Origin of the sequence: Hahella sp. NBU794 (genome assembly GCF_050749805.1) — a bacterium.
Lineage (GTDB): Bacteria > Pseudomonadota > Gammaproteobacteria > Pseudomonadales > Oleiphilaceae > Hahella.
Genome location: NZ_CP192738.1, coordinates 3,428,007 through 3,445,046, shown reverse-complemented (window position 1 = coordinate 3,445,046; position 17,040 = coordinate 3,428,007). Strand labels below are relative to the sequence as shown.

General features: G+C 54.2%; 18 protein-coding genes. 6 read left to right on the top strand and 12 right to left on the bottom strand.

The features are described from left to right. Nucleotides 1-164: 164 nt before the first annotated feature. A complete protein-coding gene (locus ACQYWX_RS15400) occupies nt 165-992 on the bottom strand; it encodes a DUF429 domain-containing protein (RefSeq protein WP_431689462.1) in 828 nt (275 codons plus the stop codon). A gap of 168 nt (nt 993-1,160) precedes the next feature. Further along, entirely contained in the window at nt 1,161-1,772 is a 612-nt protein-coding gene (locus ACQYWX_RS15395) for a TetR/AcrR family transcriptional regulator (protein ID WP_431689461.1), read from the bottom strand. A 258-nt stretch (nt 1,773-2,030) separates the two neighbouring features. Between ACQYWX_RS15395 and ACQYWX_RS15390 the strand changes: the two genes are divergently transcribed. Both ACQYWX_RS15390 and ACQYWX_RS15385 read left to right on the top strand, forming a co-directional pair. Beyond that, a complete protein-coding gene (locus ACQYWX_RS15390; protein WP_431689460.1) occupies nt 2,031-3,059 on the top strand; it encodes an aldo/keto reductase in 1,029 nt (342 codons plus the stop codon). Between the two features lie 257 nt (nt 3,060-3,316). Next, the gene (locus ACQYWX_RS15385; RefSeq protein ID WP_431689459.1) at nt 3,317-4,801 is read left to right on the top strand and encodes a ricin-type beta-trefoil lectin domain protein; all 1,485 of its coding nucleotides are present in this window, start codon (nt 3,317-3,319) and stop codon (nt 4,799-4,801) included. Nucleotides 4,802-4,821: 20 nt separating this feature from the next. Here the strand turns inward: ACQYWX_RS15385 and ACQYWX_RS15380 are convergent, their stop codons facing one another. From ACQYWX_RS15380 to ACQYWX_RS15340, 9 genes are all read right to left on the bottom strand, one after another. Continuing rightward, entirely contained in the window at nt 4,822-5,445 is a 624-nt protein-coding gene (locus tag ACQYWX_RS15380) for a hypothetical protein (RefSeq protein WP_431689458.1), read from the bottom strand. Further along, complete coding sequence (locus ACQYWX_RS15375; RefSeq protein ID WP_431689457.1) at nt 5,435-6,583, bottom strand: helix-turn-helix domain-containing protein; 1,149 nt, start codon at nt 6,581-6,583, stop codon at nt 5,435-5,437. Before ACQYWX_RS15375 ends, ACQYWX_RS15380 begins: the two co-directional genes overlap by 11 nt. Before the next feature lie 226 nt (nt 6,584-6,809). Then, nucleotides 6,810-7,874 (bottom strand): LacI family DNA-binding transcriptional regulator, encoded by a 1,065-nt coding sequence (locus ACQYWX_RS15370; RefSeq protein WP_431689456.1) that lies wholly within the window; start codon nt 7,872-7,874, stop codon nt 6,810-6,812. Then, complete coding sequence (locus ACQYWX_RS15365; RefSeq protein ID WP_431689455.1) at nt 7,817-8,599, bottom strand: inositol monophosphatase family protein; 783 nt, start codon at nt 8,597-8,599, stop codon at nt 7,817-7,819. Before ACQYWX_RS15365 ends, ACQYWX_RS15370 begins: the two co-directional genes overlap by 58 nt. Then, the gene (locus tag ACQYWX_RS15360; RefSeq protein ID WP_431689454.1) at nt 8,580-9,392 is read right to left on the bottom strand and encodes an MBL fold metallo-hydrolase; all 813 of its coding nucleotides are present in this window, start codon (nt 9,390-9,392) and stop codon (nt 8,580-8,582) included. Before ACQYWX_RS15360 ends, ACQYWX_RS15365 begins: the two co-directional genes overlap by 20 nt. Next, nucleotides 9,382-10,497 (bottom strand): ABC transporter ATP-binding protein, encoded by a 1,116-nt coding sequence (locus ACQYWX_RS15355; RefSeq protein ID WP_431689453.1) that lies wholly within the window; start codon nt 10,495-10,497, stop codon nt 9,382-9,384. Before ACQYWX_RS15355 ends, ACQYWX_RS15360 begins: the two co-directional genes overlap by 11 nt. Nucleotides 10,498-10,508: 11 nt before the next feature. Next, nucleotides 10,509-11,402 (bottom strand): carbohydrate ABC transporter permease, encoded by an 894-nt coding sequence (locus ACQYWX_RS15350; RefSeq protein WP_431689452.1) that lies wholly within the window; start codon nt 11,400-11,402, stop codon nt 10,509-10,511. Then, nucleotides 11,399-12,265 carry a carbohydrate ABC transporter permease gene (locus ACQYWX_RS15345; protein WP_216739884.1) on the bottom strand — a complete coding sequence of 289 codons (867 nt, stop codon included), beginning with the start codon at nt 12,263-12,265 and terminating at the stop codon, nt 11,399-11,401. Before ACQYWX_RS15345 ends, ACQYWX_RS15350 begins: the two co-directional genes overlap by 4 nt. 145 nt (nt 12,266-12,410) lie before the next feature. Continuing rightward, nucleotides 12,411-13,649 carry an ABC transporter substrate-binding protein gene (locus tag ACQYWX_RS15340; protein WP_431689451.1) on the bottom strand — a complete coding sequence of 413 codons (1,239 nt, stop codon included), beginning with the start codon at nt 13,647-13,649 and terminating at the stop codon, nt 12,411-12,413. Nucleotides 13,650-14,088: 439 nt separating this feature from the next. Between ACQYWX_RS15340 and ACQYWX_RS15335 the strand changes: the two genes are divergently transcribed. Continuing rightward, on the top strand, nt 14,089-14,310 hold the full coding sequence (locus ACQYWX_RS15335; protein WP_431689450.1) for a hypothetical protein: 222 nt from the start codon (nt 14,089-14,091) through the stop codon (nt 14,308-14,310). Between the two features lie 87 nt (nt 14,311-14,397). Here the strand turns inward: ACQYWX_RS15335 and ACQYWX_RS15330 are convergent, their stop codons facing one another. Beyond that, entirely contained in the window at nt 14,398-14,751 is a 354-nt protein-coding gene (locus tag ACQYWX_RS15330; protein WP_431689449.1) for a hypothetical protein, read from the bottom strand. 537 nt (nt 14,752-15,288) lie between these two features. On the opposite strand from ACQYWX_RS15330, the gene ACQYWX_RS15325 reads away from it, so the two are divergent. The 3 genes from ACQYWX_RS15325 to ACQYWX_RS15315 all read left to right on the top strand — a co-directional run bounded on the left by ACQYWX_RS15325 (nt 15,289) and on the right by ACQYWX_RS15315 (nt 16,840). Continuing rightward, complete coding sequence (locus ACQYWX_RS15325; RefSeq protein ID WP_431689448.1) at nt 15,289-15,687, top strand: helix-turn-helix domain-containing protein; 399 nt, start codon at nt 15,289-15,291, stop codon at nt 15,685-15,687. Nucleotides 15,688-15,709: 22 nt separating this feature from the next. Next, nucleotides 15,710-16,297 (top strand): IS630 family transposase, encoded by a 588-nt coding sequence (locus ACQYWX_RS15320; protein ID WP_431689515.1) that lies wholly within the window; start codon nt 15,710-15,712, stop codon nt 16,295-16,297. Between the two features lie 75 nt (nt 16,298-16,372). Then, a complete protein-coding gene (locus ACQYWX_RS15315; RefSeq protein ID WP_431689447.1) occupies nt 16,373-16,840 on the top strand; it encodes a hypothetical protein in 468 nt (155 codons plus the stop codon). Nucleotides 16,841-17,040: the final 200 nt, after the last annotated feature.

Sequence of the window (17,040 nt, the reverse complement as noted above, 5' to 3'; positions counted from 1 at the left end):
CGACCTACCTTTGGAAGGAAGTATTGGGAGGAGGTATTAATTGTAGGTTGGATAAGCAAAGCGCCATCCAACAACCAGCCTAAGAAAGCCACTGCAATCTGTTGATATAAAAGGTATTTATTGGCACAAAAACATAGCGTCGGAAGGCGCTTCGCTTTTCCGGCCTACTTGGTTTTGTCGCCTTTTTTCTCTGCGTCCAAGCCGTCTTTGGGGACGAAAATCCAGCCTTCCGATATCGGGGTATCTGGTTCCGGCGGTTGTAGTTGTTCGGGCTGGTTCGCGAACAGCCAGGCGATCAGGGCGCAGATCAGTGCGCCCCGTTTGTCGTCATGGTCGATATTCGCGACAAAAGCGGCGTCTCGCCAGTGAGGACCTACGGGGTGCGTTTTACTGGTCCGTTCAGAGAAAAATGGCGCCAGCAGCGTCGCCATACAATCGGAGCGTTTGCAGGAAGATGGATAGGCTTCGATAGCCTGGAACAACCCATCCCCTTCCCAAACGCCGATGGACTTTCGTCGCGGCGCGAACTTGGCGAGCGCGTGCATGCCTTTCGTAGCCTGACTGCCGATCATATCTTTGACCGCAGAGAGTGGCGTCAAGCCATGTCGAAACAGAAAGCGCTCGGTCAGGCGGAACAGATAAGGATTAGCCGCGGACTCATCCAGTCGATCAACAGGAGCCCCTCCCGTGATCAGTTGCTGCAACGCCTGGGAGAATCCCAAAGGCGTATCAATGGCCAGGATCACAGCAGGAAGCTTCCGGGACGGCCATGTCACCTTGCAGCCATCAAGCAGCGCCTGAATCCACTCCGCCGTGGTGGCCGCCTGATTGATAACCGTCCGCAAATTACCCCGCCAGGGTTTGCCCAGCAGGTTGCGCTGATCGTCCAGCACCACCAAGGCGTCACGGCTTTTGCTGTTGTTATCGCAATTCCAACCGCCAACATCCCAGCCGATGTACAGCATGTTGTTGCAAGCCTCGGATTTATCCATTTTCGTACCCGCAGGTCAGCGCATGACAGAGATAAAACGTAGGTTGGATAAGCGCAGCGCCATCCAACAATTTGGTTTAGAAAGCCACCATATCCCTCTGATATAAAACGCATATATTCACATGAAAGCATAGCGTCGGAAGGCGCTGCGCTTTTCCGACCTACCGTCCTACCGTGAATCGGGGTTGTAACGCAGGCCGTCTACAAGCAGCGCGACCATTCTTCGTGCGTAGTCGATGCGGTCGTCATGGGCGGACATGCATAGGCTGCCTACGGCTCTCAGCAGGTCGTCCGGGTCAACGTCTTTGCGTACTTCGCCGGTGGCGATGGCGGCGTCGAGTAGGCGTTGTAACTGGGGTTTCAGTTGCTTGTCGAAGTACCCTGGCAGTGTGCTGTAGGCCGGGTCGCCGGAATGCAGTGCGGTGGCCAGTCCCCGTTTGGTGACGATGAAGTCGGCGTAGCGTTGAATCCAACACGCCAGCGCGTCTCCCGGCGTATGTTGCGCCGCCAGCGTATCGGCGGCTGCGGCGCAGGCGTCTACCTGTTGGCGAAAAACCGCCACGATCAGGTCTGAACGTTGCGGAAAGTGTCGATATACCGTGCCCATGCCGACGCCCGCTTTGGCGGCGATTTCCCGCACCGGCGCGTCTACGCCCGAGGTGGCGAATACTTCCAGCGCCGCGTTCAGCAAGGCGTCTAGATTGCGTTGGGCGTCCGCCCGTACGGGGCGCGCTTTGCTTTTCCCGCCGCCGGCGCTTTCTGTTTTTGTCTGTTTACTCAATGTCAGTCCTCAGGGGAAGCCTTGGTTTCTATCTTTTCCAGCGTTTCAACGTTTCAGCGTTTACTGGAACACTGCCGTTTCAATTTTAAACGGAACGCCGTCGACTTAATTCAAAAACGGAACAATGCTCCATTTATCTCTTGATAAGCGGAACATCGTTCCGTATTATCCGGAACATTGCTCCATTTTATTCCGCATAGAGGGAGTAAACAACCGCCGAAAGGCGATCGTCTTGATGACTAACCAGGAGAAAAGCACATGAAATACCGCACCTTAGGAAGAACCGGCATTAAAGTGAGCCCTTATTGTCTGGGGGCGATGATGTTCGGCGCGGTGGGCAACGCCGATCATGACGAAGCGATCCGCATCATCCACAAGGCCCTGGACGCCGGCGTCAATTTTGTCGATACGGCGGACTTTTACAGCCAGGGCGAATCCGAGGAGATTGTCGGCAAGGCGCTTAAAGGACGACGCGACGATGTGGTGCTGGCCACCAAAGCGCATCTGCCGATGGGACAGGACCCCAATCAACAAGGCAATTCCCGACGCTGGCTGACCCGCGCTCTGGAAGACTCCCTGCGCCGTCTGCAAACGGACCATGTCGACCTCTACATGATTCACCGCCCCGCCCCGGACACCGATATTGAGGAAACCCTGGCCACCCTGACCGACCTGATGCGCGCCGGCAAGATCCGCGCTATCGGGACATCCACCTTTCCCGCCGCAGAAATCGTCGAGGCGCAATGGGTGGCGGAACGCCGCGGACTGGCCCGTTTTCGCGTGGAGCAGCCTTCCTACTCGATTCTCAACCGCAGTATTGAACGGGAAGTACTGCCTGTCTGCGAAAAATACGGCATGGGCGTCATGGTCTGGAGTCCCCTGGCTATGGGCATGCTCACCGGGCGCTACCGCAAGGGCGCGCAGACCGAGAGCGAGCGCGTGAAATTTAACCCGGCCTACTTCGCGGATACGGGCAAGCTCGACGCTATTGAGCGCCTTGCCGCTCTGGCCCAGGAGGCGGGGCTATCCCTGACGCATCTCGCCATGGCCTTCGCCATCGCCCATCCCGGCGTCACCGCGGCGAATCTCGGGCCACGCACCATGGCGCAACTTGACGACCTGCTCGCTGGAGCGGAAGTGACCTTGAGCAATGACATTCTTGATCAGATTGACGCCATCGTCGCGCCGGGAACCGACATTGGGCCACTGCATGCGCCCTACACGCCGCCAGCGCTTACTCAGGCCGATCTGCGCCGTCGTCAGGAAAGAGGTCGCGCCGCCGCCTAGCCATCCCGGCGACGTCGACCGCCATCCCGTTGCACGCCCATGCACGAATAACCTTCAACTCCGCTTCACTGCGCTGTCATTTGTTTTTTCCAAGATGAAACCGTGGCGGCCACTGCAAACGCCGGAGTCGAGAGGCGTCCGCTTCCCGACTCCGGATATCACCCACATTCCGCGTTTCGCGCTGACGAGGTTTTCAGTCTATCCACTGCAAGCCTGGGCGGCGCTCGGCCGGAATTTGAGCAGAGTTGAGATATCGCATGTTATTCAAATGGAAAACGCCCGCTGTCCTGGCCGCCGTTTGCTCCGCCATGCTGTCATTCGGATTCAGCACAGGCGCCAACGCCGGCGAAACCTTTTATCCGCCTTTTCAGGCGAAAACCGCCAATGACAATCATCGCTTCGACGAGCTGTACTACGTGCAACCTCACAACAGCTTCGAACACGGCAGTCGTTTGAGCGAATGGCTTGAGCGCGGTTATCGCACCCTGGAGCTGGATGTCATCGACCGCGGCGACTGGGAAAGCTGGGATAAAGGCCCCTACGTCTCCCACAGCGCCTCACCTGGAAATCAGAACTGCAGCGCAGGCAGCGACGACCAGCTTGGCCATTGCCTGGACGACGTAGTGAGCTGGATGAACGGCCACCCCAACGCCATGCCGCTGGTTCTGTTCGTCGACATGAAGGCCAGTTGGGACCCGCTGAACGCTTGGTACGCCTCGGAAGTGGAGCAGCTCGACGAGTTCATCGGCAATTATCTGAACAGCCGCCTCGGCGGACGTTTTTACCAGTATCAGGACCTGATCAACCGCCTTAATCCGCATTTTCAGTCCAACTATCGCAACACCTTGAAAAACGTGGGCTGGCCGAAGGTCTCAGAGCTGAAAGGCAAACTGATCGTGGTGTTGACCGGGGGCTTTATCGGCGACGTTAACGGACGTATGGAGACGGCGCTGATGAACCGTTTCGGCGCTCAGTCCACTTTTCTGTGTCCAGACATCGACACCGCCGACGCGGACGAATTCTCCGGCGCCATTGACTCCATGTCCGCCGAGCATTCCGCCTACTTTTTCTGCGGCAACGTGAAAGCTGGCGACCATTATCAGCTCACCGCCAACCGCGCGGCTCAATATAAACAGATCATTCACCTGTGGGGCGCCGCCGGCGATTTCGCCAACACTTCCTACGAAAGCGCCTGGCTGGCGGTGGCCCATGGCGTCTCCGTGATCAGCTGGGACCTCGCAGCTCCCTCCTCCACGCCAACCTGGACCGCCAGCTCGATTCCCCTGGTTGGCCAGCGCCGAGGCTTGCCGGGATACTTCAAAATCAAACCCAAGGTGAGACCGGAATACTGTATGGATGTCGATAAAGCGCAGTACGGCAATGGCAGCGACCTGCTGTCCTGGGCCTGCGGCGGCGGAGATAACCAGAAGTTCGTGTACACCGCGGAAGGCCAGTTACGCCCCAAAGGCGACAACCGCTACTGCGTTGACTTCAATACCGGCTCGGCGGACAACGGCGACAAAGTGCACCTGTGGGATTGCGACGGCGGTAGTTCCGAGAAATGGCGCATCACCGAATCCGGCGCCTTCCAGAACCTGAACAACAACGGCAGCCATTGCATGGATATCCCCGGCGGAACTGCGGAATCCTCAGAACAGTGGCAAATCTGGCGCTGCAGCGGCGGAGACAACCAGAAATTCTATCTGGAATCCGTATCCGACTGGCCGCAGACGTCTTTTTGAAACTTCGAGAAATATAGGGTTTAAGCAGACCTATCTGATGAGCTAGCCGAGTGATTTGGCTTTATGTCAGTACTTTGCTGGCTCATCAAACGACAACGAAGGGCTTCATAATATGTTTTCTCTAGAAAGTTTGTTAATGGACGGCGTTCAAATTTTTCATGCTCGGAAATTACGTCTGGATGATCTGCATCAGTTAAATATCGATGGAAATGTAGATAGCCATAGAGGCGTGGCGTGCTTTCAACCCGTATATTAAGTCTTTTTGCATACTTCTTCGCCAACTGCTCCTCCGTTATAAAAGCAATACTACGAATGCTATAGGATGTAGCAATGCACGATAGCTCACCGGCCCCCAAACGTCCCGGAGCTTGAGCAGAAACTGCAAGTAGGTCCTCCAGACTACATTCCTGTATCGAAAAGCGTCCATCAGATTGTGCCTTTTTTAAGCGCCCCATTAGTTCTTGTTGCTCTGAAGTAATAGTGCGTGGTTTATGTAGGCACTCATAAAGCACTACTGGCGTAATACATACATAAAGCTGGGCCTGAACTATTGCTCTGCTTAAAAGTTGCGATGAGAGCATACTCCAAACTGAGCAAGTATCCGCCACTGATGCAGTTGGAAACACAGCGGGATCAAAGTCCATGGTTAATACTCCGACCGTATAAAGTAGAAACTTCCTTTAGCTCAATGCTGTCAACCAACAAAGCTTCAGCCAATCTCCCGGCTGAAATTAGCCCCTGATAGTGGGCCTCAAAACAAAGCCCAACATAATAGTCTGACAAGCCTCGCTGAAGCAGATTATTCCTCATATTTATTTGGGTTCTAGTTAGGTTTTCTGGGGCTTCAGGGTCGATCTTTTCTTTAATAGAAACGCGAACTTTCCGTATTTCATTTGCAGTAATTTTATCGATTTCATTTGCCTCTAAAAGGGCATATGACAAGGCTTCTGTGCTTACTTTTAGCTTTTTCGCCCATTCTAACGCCGTTTCTTTTGTCCACTTCACTGAACCTTGTAGCATCTCAGGAGGCATTAAATAACAAGAAGCGAAACGATTAGCCCGAATTTCTTTAAGGTCTTTAGACTCATACTTTGAGCTACTGGGCCGGTAAGTTACACTTACGGCCTCTGAGGAGTCGAATATTGCATGCGCCACTTCATGGCTCACAGAAAATCGTTGTCGATAGATATCTTCTTCATAGTTAACCAAAATACAATGCCCCGCAATTGGATGCTCTATATATAGACCAGAGATATCTGAACTAACTAATTTCCTACGAAAGATATGAAGCCCAATTCTTCGAAAGTCGGAATATATATCCAACTTTATCTCTCGAGACTGGTAACCTAACTCTTTACGTAAGGCTGCTGCTGCTTGCTCGCCATGACCCTTGAAAAAGCTACCTGAAGGGAAAAATTTGAAAGGAGTGGAAGTGATTTTCAGCTCTTTTACAAGTTGGGACTCAATTTCACAGAGAAACAGAAACTCTTGGATAGCTCGCCTATCATTTTCCTTGAATGCATTACCATGCTTACGATATAAGATGTCGGTCTGCTTAAATGGCTCAGGTCTTGATGGGTCAATAAAGTCTCTAAAGTCGCGAGTATAGTAGCTAGCAAGTATCAACAACTCATCACCAGATGGAGCTTGATTTCCCGATTCTATCAACGTTATACGATCGAAACTTATGCCAGTGTCATCACTTACTCTTTGTATGTCTAACGACTGAAGAGTTCTAGCCTTCTGCAGCCGCTCAGAAACGAGTTTAAGATCAATTGTCATCTTTAAGGGATTCTAGCGAGAGCCATTACTATATCCAACATGGAAGCCACAAGAACATAGCACTCCTTTCAGTTAAATACTAGGCTTAGAAATTTAGGCAGTGCTTTTTTGGTTTTAATCTATTTTTTTGCAGTTAGGATTGTTATTTAGTCGGAGTATAAACAGCAAATACTTAATGTTTTTTCAATATATGCTAGAGCTTTAAAGTTTTCGCCTTATGAAGATATCAACCACATTTAGTGGTCGCCCGCGACACCAGCCAGGGGGCGACGCGGCGGGAGCGGGCCATGGCCTGGCCCTGGGTCAGAATAATCTCCAGGTTTTCCATCACCGCCTGCGCCAATAAGTCCACCGGCTGGCTGATAGTGGTCAGTTGATACCCCGGCCATTCCGCCATGGGCACGTTATCCGCGCCGACAAACTGGATATCTTGCGGCGTCTTGCGGCCCAATTGCTGGCGTACGGCGTCCATAGCCCCAAAAGCCAAGGCGTCACAGGCGCAAAAGAGGCTGTCGATATCGGGGCGTCGTTGCATTAACGTCAGGGCGCTCTGATAACCGCTTTGATAGCTGTAATCCGGGTTGTCGCAATGGCCCAGCGGCTCAACCCCCTGGCTGCGCAGGCTGTCAAAGAAGCCGTCTTTGCGTTCCTGCGAGGCTTGTCCGTCCGGGCGTCCGCCGATATAAGCGGGACGACGGGCGCCGCAGGCCGTCAGATGCTCCGCCGCCAGACGGCCTGCCATACGGTTATCGGTCTGCACCGAGCAGATTTTGCCGAAAGGATCGTCGCGCCCCATCAGCACTGAGGGAATCCCCATAGTCAGACAGATCTGCGTGGCCTGTAACGACAAAGAACCCGCGGCGATTATCGCGCTGTCCACCTGATAGGCGCCCACCAACTGCAATGAGTTGTTGATGTCGCCGGATTCATCCGGCGTCACCAGCATGGAAACCTTATCCAGCTTTTGCAGCGCCTGAGTCAGCGCGTAAAACACCTGGGATTCATAGGGATTGGCGAATTCCGCCATCACCACTGCCACCAGACCGCTCTGTTGTCCGGTGAGTGAGCGCGCCAGGGCGTTGGGACGGTACCCAAGTTTCCTGGCGGCGGCGATGACGCTATTGCGCGTCGTTTCCGACACGCTGGCGCCAGGGGTAAAGGTGCGGGAGACGGCGGAGCGTGACACCCCCGCCAATCTCGCCACATCATCGGATGTAATGCGTTTGTCCTGCATCACCAGGCGGTCTCCTCTTCCCTGACCAGACCAAACAGTTCCGGTCGGGCGATCCATACTGGTCCGCCCCGGGTCAAACGTTCTCCGCACAGAAACGTGGAACTGCGTAAGCCCGCCTCGGTTGCGATCAACTGTCCCGCCAGGGCGTCCCAACTGTTCAGCTGAGGCTCGTAGAAGCCGTCAGTTCTTCCCAATATCGCCTGACTGATGCCTACCGCCGCCGAGCCCGTCTGCCGCGTAACGCAACCCGCCTCGGTCCAGCTGCGCATCATGGCGATGGCCCGCTGCGCGTTGCCTGGCCTGAGGTTGTAGCCCAGACCCAGCAGGGCGCTATCCAAGGTTACCGGCGTCGATTCGATCTGGTGACGCACGCCGTTGCGCCAGGCGCCCTGACCGGGGGCGGCGAAGAGCATTTCCTGTTGCACCGGGTGGTAAATCAATCCGATATCTGGCGCGCCGTCACGCACTCGGCACAGGGTGATGGCGAAATCCGGGATGCCGCGCAGAAAATTGGTGGTGCCGTCGATGGGATCGATCACCCAAGTACTGGCGTCCGCGTCCTGAGGGGATGTCGTCAGACCAAATTCCTCGCCGAGCAGCCGGTCTCGGGGACAGGCCGCCTGAATACGTCGCCGAATAAGGCTTTCCACTTCCCGGTCCGCCTCCGAGACCAGATCCTGACGGGCTTTTCGCTCCACCCGCAGAGATTCGCGGCGGCGGAAAAAGGCCAGCGCCAGATCGCCGGCCTCCCGCAATATGGCTTCAGCCTGCTCCCGCTGCATAGCGTTCTCCTTGCTGATCTAATCGCGCGTTCAGTGGCGCGCCGGTGATGCAACACCAGCGCTCCCCGTCCTCCGCCACCGACACATCGACGCGAGGTCGGATGGCTTCGGCCACTGCGTTATGCTGGCCGTCTTCAATGTGATACAGCAACAAGTGGCGAGGACGGGCGCTTTGCAATTGGCGCAGGCAGCCGGGCAAGTCGCCATGATGGCTGCCCTCGCCCTGCTCCAAAGGAGAAAAACACTCCTGCATGGCCATCACGCATCCCCGCATCAAGCTGGCGCTTGCGGCGGTCGGACGACCGTCTCCGCTGTAAAACAGAGAGCCCGTAGGATGGGAAACGGGCCCTTTTTGCTCCAGGCGCAACGCCAGATTGCTGATGCTGTGCTGGGTCGGCGCCGTTTGCAGCGTCCAGGGACCTATTTCCGCAGTTTGGCCAGCGTCGCGCCAGTGAATAATGAATGGCAGTCGCTGCGGCCAGGCGGCGTAAGCGGACATCCATTCCAGATGAGCCTGCTGCTCAGGCTGACAGAGTATCTGCAAGTCCCGACGCCGACCGGCGGAAGCCCATTGATTCAACAGCGCGGTCAGGCCAGAGGCGTGATCCGGATGAATGTGGGTCAGATAGATCGCGTCGATGGCGTCCGCCGCCAACTGACGCCGCCACAGCGCCTGGGGCACGGTAGGTCCGCAATCGATCAGCAGGCGGAAGTCCTGTTCCTGCACCAGTACCGCGGCGTTCACCCGAAAACGGTCGTAGGCTTCGCCGGTTCCAATAATCTCAAGCAGCATGGGCGCGCTCCATCTGCGAGGCCAGACTCATCCCCTGCTCGTCAAACAGATGCAGCATATCCGGCTTTAATCTGACGCCCACTTCGGTTCCTGCGCGGGGCGCGCAAGGGGTTTCCATGATCAGGCGATGGCTTTGAATACGCCCGTGCACATAGGCGATATTGCCCAACTCCTCCACTACGTCCACCTGCATGCGCAGGTCGCTGCTGTCGTCGATGACCAGGCCCTGAGCACGTATGCCCAGCGCCAGTTGCGCGTCGTCATTCAGGCCAGACATCCCGGTTTTTGGAACAAACCTGGACGCGTCAGTCTGCATCGTCTGCCCCCAGGGCAATTCTAAAGACAGATGGCGGGCGTTCAGCGCCGCCACGCGCACAGGCAGAAAGTTCATGGCCGGAGAGCCGATAAACTCTGCGACAAAACGGTTGGCGGGCTGATGGTACAACTCCAGCGGCGTGCCCACCTGTTCAATAACGCCATTGCGCATCACCACGATGCGGTCCGCCATGGTCATGGCTTCTTTCTGGTCATGGGTGACATAGATCATGGTGGAGCCCAGACGGTGGTGCAGTTCGGACAGTTGCACCCGCATCTGGTCCCGCAGCTTGGCGTCCAGGTTGGAAAGCGGTTCATCAAACAGGAATACCTCCGGCTTGCGCACGATCGCGCGCCCAATGGCCACGCGCTGACGCTGACCGCCGGACAGCTCCGCCGGTTTACGTTGCGTCAACGCCTGCAATTGCAGCAATTCCACCGCCTGCTGAATGCGCTGTTCCCGCTCCGGTTTGGCGACGCCGGCCATCTTCAGGCCGAACGCCATGTTGTCCCACACGGTCATATGGGGATACAGCGCATAGGACTGAAACACCATGGCGATGCCCCGGTCCACCGGGTCCAGTTGATTGACCCGACGGCCTCCGATCCGGATATCGCCGCCGGAGACGGTCTCCAGCCCTGCGATCATGCGCAGCAGCGTGGATTTGCCGCAGCCCGAAGGTCCCACTAATACCAGAAACTCGCCGTCTCTGACCTGTAAGTTGATATCCCGCAGCACGGTCTGGTTTTTGTATTGCTTGCCCAGGTTTTGCAATGTGACGGAAGCCATCAGCGAAATTCCTATTTCATTTGCATGGCGAAGCCACGCAGTAAGTAACGTTGAACATACCCCGCCATCAACAGCATGGGTAAAGAAGACAGCAGGCCAATCCCCATCAGTTGCCCCCAGAAAGTCTCGTTTTCGGTGATGAAATTGGACACATACAGGGGCAAGGTGAAGTGACTGGGCGTAGACAGATACAGCAAGGCGAACAGGAACTCGTTCCAGGCCATGATCAGGGTGAAAATAAAGGTCGCCGCCAGTCCCGGACCGCACAGGGGCAGCACGATATGCCACAGACGGCGCAGTAAACCGGCGCCTTCCAGACTGGCCGCTTCTTCCAGACTCAGGGGCACGTCGCGCACAAAACTCAGCAGCATCCAGATGCAAAACGGCAGGGTGTAGACCTGATACACCAGAATCAGACCCAGCTTGCTGTCCAGCAATCCCAGGCCTTTCAGCAATTGAAACAGCGGGATCGCCACCACAATCGGCGGCATCATCTTGATCACCAGCACCAACAGGAGAAAAGCGTGATCCAGACGGCGGGGAAAACGAAAACGCACTAACGCGTAACTGGCCAGAAAGCCCAGCGACAACGCCAGCAGCGTGGCGCTCACGGCGACGATCAGCGTATTCGCCAGACGTCCTGGAAACCCGTCGCGCCATAAGGCTTCAAAGTGCGCCAGGGTCGGATGCGCAGGCAGCAGACTCAGGCTGTCGCTAACGTACTCCCCGGACGGCGTGAAGGCGATGCCGGTCATCCACACTATCGGCAGCGCAAAAAACGTCAACGCTGCGCCCAGAACAAGGTAAAACCCCAGGGTTCGCGCAGACAGTCGCGAGACGCCGGAGAAAGGCGCCGCAACGGAATCAGAAAAAACCGGGACGGAGGTTTGCTTGATCGCACTCATGACTTAGCTCCCACATAGCGCCACGCATACACCGCACTCAACGCGCAGGCGATGGTCAGCATCAGCAGCGCCGCGGCGGACGCCAGACCGAGATTGAAAAACTTGAAGCCTTGTTTGTAGATAAACAGCGACAGGGTTTCCGTGCTGTTCCCCGGCCCGCCGCCGGTCAGGGCGTAGACTTTATCGAACAGCTTGAAGGTGTCGATGGATCTGAGCAGCAACGCCAGCAGCACCTGCGGCATGATCAGCGGCAAGGTGATATGACGAAACCGTCGCCAGCCGCGCGCGCCGTCGGTCAACGCTGCGTCCTTGATATCCGCCGGAATGGATTGCAGGCCGGCGAGAATGATGAGGAACGCCATCGGCGTCCATTGCCAGATATCCACCAGCATCACGGAAAACAGCGCCATGTCCGGGTCGAACAGCCATTGCACAGGCTCCAGCCCCAGGCTGAGCAGCGCATTGTTCAAAAAGCCGAAGTCATAGTGATACCAGGCGCGCCAGATGGCGGAACACACCAGGGTCGACAGCATCATCGGATAGATGATCACCGGCAGCGCAAAACGCCGTCCGGCGAACTGACGGTCGAACAACACCGCCAGAGCTAGTCCGAGGCCGACCTGCAGCAGCGACGCCAGCACCGAGAAACTCAAGGAGTTCTTTATCGCTCCGGCGAAAAACCAGTCTTCCGACAACTCCACGAAGTTGTCCAGACCGACGAACTGACGCTCGGCGCCGACATAATCCACATAGGAAAACGCATTGATCAGAATCTGACTGATGGGATACAGGGTCAACATCGCCAACAAAAGCGTGGCGGGCGACATCAGCAGGAGTAACTGCAGGCGGGAACGAAACAGCATTCATCTCTCCGTGAAAGCGGCGGCGCAGTCAGATCCCGCGCCGCCCGGTGTTATGTTCTGACATGTGCAGGCCATGTCGTTGCAGACAAATAGAAGGAAGCTATTTGTCTGCCTGGTTAATAGTGAAAAGTCAGAACTGGATGAGTTACCGCTTCAGCGCCCGGTCGATCTTGCGATTAGCCTGATCCAGCGCGGTGCGGGCGTCCATCTGTCCGATCATCGCCAGTTGCAGGTAATCGCCCAGGATGCTCTCCACTTCGTTCCACTGTTTGATGCGGGGACGCGCTTTGCCGTGCTCCAACGCTTCCAATTGATTGGGATACCAGCGGTATTTCGCTACGACGTCTTTGTCGGTGTACACGCTGCGACGGGTCGGCGGCAGGCCCAGCTCCAGCGCCAGGGTTTTCTGGTTTTCCGCGCTGGTCAGGTAGTCGAGAAAGTCTCTGGCGGCCTTGTCATGTTTGGCGTCTGCGGTCACGCCCATCTGCCAGACGCCCAGCATGGGAGAAGAGCCATTCACCTGACCCGGCGCCGCCATGACCTGCATTTCCTGCACCACTTTGGACTGGCTGGGGTCATCCATGGACGGCGCCCAGGAAGGCCAGACTTCAATGGCGATGGCCGCCTTGCGCTGCTGGATGGCGTCGCGGACTTCCGTGGAGTTATAGACCTCGATGCCCTTGGGCGCGTACTGCTTCAGCTCCAGAAACGACTCCAGCGCCTGCACGCCCTGGGTGGAGTTCACCTGGGGCTGACCGCTGTCATCGACGATGACGCCGCCATGGGCCCAGAACAGAGGCAGAAAACCGGTGACGATGGGATTGCCTTTCTGGCCGCGAAACACCACGCCGCTGGTGTCCGGGTTTTTGGCGGAAATAGTTTTGGCGGCGACTTTCACCGCATCCCAGTTGGCGGGTTTGCTCAGGCCGTATTGATCAAACAGCGCCTGGTTGTAGGCGAACATGGCCACGTTGCCGACGATGGGCAGTGAATAAGCCGGGCCCTGCGCCACGGGATAGCGGGAAATGTCCAAAGTGGCGGCGATGAAATCGCCGGTGATCTTGCCCTGCTCTTCCAGATTCGCCAGCCAGCCGTTACCCATGAACTCTGTGGCCCAGGTATCGTCCAGCAACACCAGATCGTAAGCGCCAGACTTCTCGCGCAGTGAGATCACCAGCTTTTCATAGAGACTGCCATAAGGCAGCTTCAGTAATTCGATATCCGTGTCGGGGTGGGTGTCCTTATAACGCGCAACGGTGGCCTCCAGTGCCTGACCGTAGATACCGTCGCGTCCGGCGATCACCAGATCCGCCGCAGTCGCCCCGGCGGCGCTCAGTGTCAGAGACGCAGTCAGCGCCAGCGATAATGCACTTCTACTCAACATGATGGACCCCTTGTTATAACGATGTATGTCAGTTTTTCCCGGCGGCCGCCCCGCAGCTTGCACTCGCGTGCAGAGTTTTTTCACTGCGGGCGCAGAACCCGTAACAGGCTGATAAGACGTGGCGGCGCTCACGAAATGCAGTGTGCGTCCGCCAGATGACAACAAGGTGAAGGCAGATTGAAGGTTTTTAGTGCACGCGCGTGCAAGGTGGAGCTGGGAGGGTTGATTTTGGGCGAAAGGAGTTTGTATCGGCCCATCCATGTTCCCTAAACAGGGGCATATTCTTCTGGCGTTCCCCAGCGTACACTAACGCAACACGGGTTCTTTATCTGGTAGCCATGCGCCAACCAAATCGCACGCACCACATCCTGAAACCTATAAACCGGGTTTAACCCACCTACACTCAATAATGACATACCTTTTGTGGGCTGATAGCTCTATGGAAACGATCAAGCTAAGTACTGTAGGAAAGATATTAGCGGGAGATGACGCGGGCTTATTCGTGAAGGTGCTTGATGATACTGAGAATACAGGCGGCTACCTGATCATCACCTCAGCGAAAGAGTCATTTGAAGATGGTCACGACGGTTGGGTGGAAAACATGGCTTCGCTGAAAAAGTACTTCGAAGAGTCTCATTGGGTAGTTGAGTGGAAGGGATAGATGTCCTAAAAAGTGGGTATTCAAAACTCTGTGTCAACCAAGTCACGGATCGATATGATCGTCTAGCCGCTCATCGACAACTGAGAATTAGCCGTATCTTTTAAAAACCGCCATTAAATAGTCAAACATATCGAGCCCCTTTTCCACTGGCGCGACAAGCTCTTCTATTTGCTTATACACAATCCCATCCTCCTTCTTTTTAATTACAATCACTTTTCCCACTAACACATACTTATCTACATTCAGCTGGACAATCTCTATTCTAGGGCTGTATCCGCCATCACTCTTATGGACACAGAACATGTTATGTGAGACAAAACAGTCATGCGTCAGAAGAACCTCTCGCTTGTCAAACAGCTCTTCAATGAAGTCTTTGAGAATATGAATTTCTGAATAAGTATTATTTGAAAACGAAATCAGCACGCTTTCTCTATCATTCATTGTCACTCACTCCAACACTCGCCCAACATTGTAGGCGAATTATTAACCACCTTGTGTTGCTTATAAAAATAGTTTTCTCCATAAGGAAGTCCTTCATGGAACAGATGAATTTCTCCGAAGCAGAATATCAGATGAAAGAGTGGAAAGAATATTTCGGTAAAGATAAAGTCGAAAGCTGGCTTGTCCAATTAATTTATCGAAGTTGCCGCTTACATGGTTTAACCATTAGGCGGCCCCTCCTCTTATCAATTCAGCAAGTTATGGCAACTACTGATCGACTTTACTGGGTTAGTATTGTCAGATAGACTCCCCTCTCAACTCTTGTGCTAGTCTAGAAAGACTATTGATAATCTTGTCTTAATTAATAACCATTTCGTCTATTTTGTTACCAGGATGTGACCGATGGACTTTTCCTCTTTATTCTCAATTGATACGTATAAACGTTTTCCGACACCATAAGATAGCTAAGTAGCTAAATAAAAATTTCCTAATAAAATAGGCTACTTACAAACCCTCGATCTGGTTAAATCCCGCACAGTGAAGTACGTTAATCACCTTAAACCTGCTGAAATCAAAACGCTAACCGATGGATTCCGTTATAGCCCGAATTCACGTTTCCGTATTCGCTGTCACGCCATATTGCTGAGTAATAAAGGGTATAAAATCGATAACATTGCCGAGATTATCGACTTCCACCGCAACACTATTTCGATTTGGATTGAGCAGTGGGAAAAGATGGGAATATGCGGCCTCATTAGCGACGCGTCCCCAGGAAGACCGCCCATTTACACAGAGCGGGAACAGAAGCTTCTCTGTGACTGGATTGATAAGCAGCCACACCAGCTACGAGACATCCACGCGCGCCTGGAAAAAGAAACTGGAAAAAGCGCCTGTCTGGAGACCGTTAAACGGAACTTAAAAAAAATCAGAATATAGCTTCAAGCGATTTCGATTTTCGCTGAGCGCTCTGCGAGATGAAGACGCCTTCCACCAGTTTCAGGGTTTTGCGAAAGAGCTTCAATCCTGGGAGGATGCGGGCGAAATCGACCTTTACTACTTTGATGAATCAGGCTTCAGCCAGCGTTCCAACCTGCCTTATGGCTGGAGTCCCGTGGGCCAGTCGACGCGGCTGAAATCATACTCGCACAGCAAGAGGCTGAACGTTCTGGGGTTTATGAACCGCCGCCAGAAGCTGATATTCCACACAACAGAGGAGCGGGTGGATTCCGCTCAAGTAGTGGCGCTTTTTAATAAGCTGGCGGAGAGTAAAGATCCGCTTAAGAATGCCGTCGTGCTCCTGGACAACGCGCCCATGCACCGTTCAGCAGAGTTTCGTCGGCACAGGTGGGACTGGATGGACAAAGGCATATGGCCGATCTATTTGCCGAAATATTCACCGGAGCTAAACCTGATAGAGATTTTGTGGCGAAAAGTGAAGTACAACTGGCTGCCGCTAGGTTCGTATGAGACGTTCGAGAGACTGAAGGAGTCAGTCATCGACACCCTGTCAAAGTTTGGACAGGAATATAAGATTAATTTTATTTAGATACTTAAGCGATATCAATTTGATATTACCAATGAAACTTCAGAAATTTTTCAAACGCAATATACCCATAATGACGTGTTGAACTATGTAATCAAGATCAAAGCCGCCAAGCTGTACGACAGAATGCTGGCAAAAAACTTTCGTTGTTCAATGACCATTATTGTCTATCGCCCTTTAACAGCGGAAGAGGTCAGTATATTGAACCGCCAAAGAAATAAAATCGCGAATGGAGTAGGTGGAGTTGTGGGTTTCGCAAGTCAGCGCTTGCTTCCATTTAGTAAAGGTAAAGGAGGCCAACCAACCCGCGGGGTGAAGGAAGTTGGGAAAACTGAAGCAAAGGAAGCCGTCGCAAAGGGAGCTACTGGCGCAGGCGCCGCGGTCGTTGCGAGGAATTTCGTCCTTGATAACATTCGCGAATATAATGAAGGGGATATCTTGATCCAATTAGAAGCTGAGGTTAAGGGCGGGATTGGCCCTCAACATTCTGGCACATCTGTTGTTGTTAGGCGTCAAGCTTATGATCCACTTGGAGAGCTGTTCTAATGAGTCTCGTGATAGCAACCATTACGTTCCTTCTACCCACTCTCTTGCTTTTAAAGGTTCGGTCGCGGCTTCTGTTAACCCTGGCCTTTCTGTGCTCGACAGTTTGTGCTGTGGCACTGATATTTATGCCTTTGGACCCGCCACTTGAGTATATTTTCGCAAGCTTCATCGGGATTGCTGTTGCTTCACAAACCTTGAGG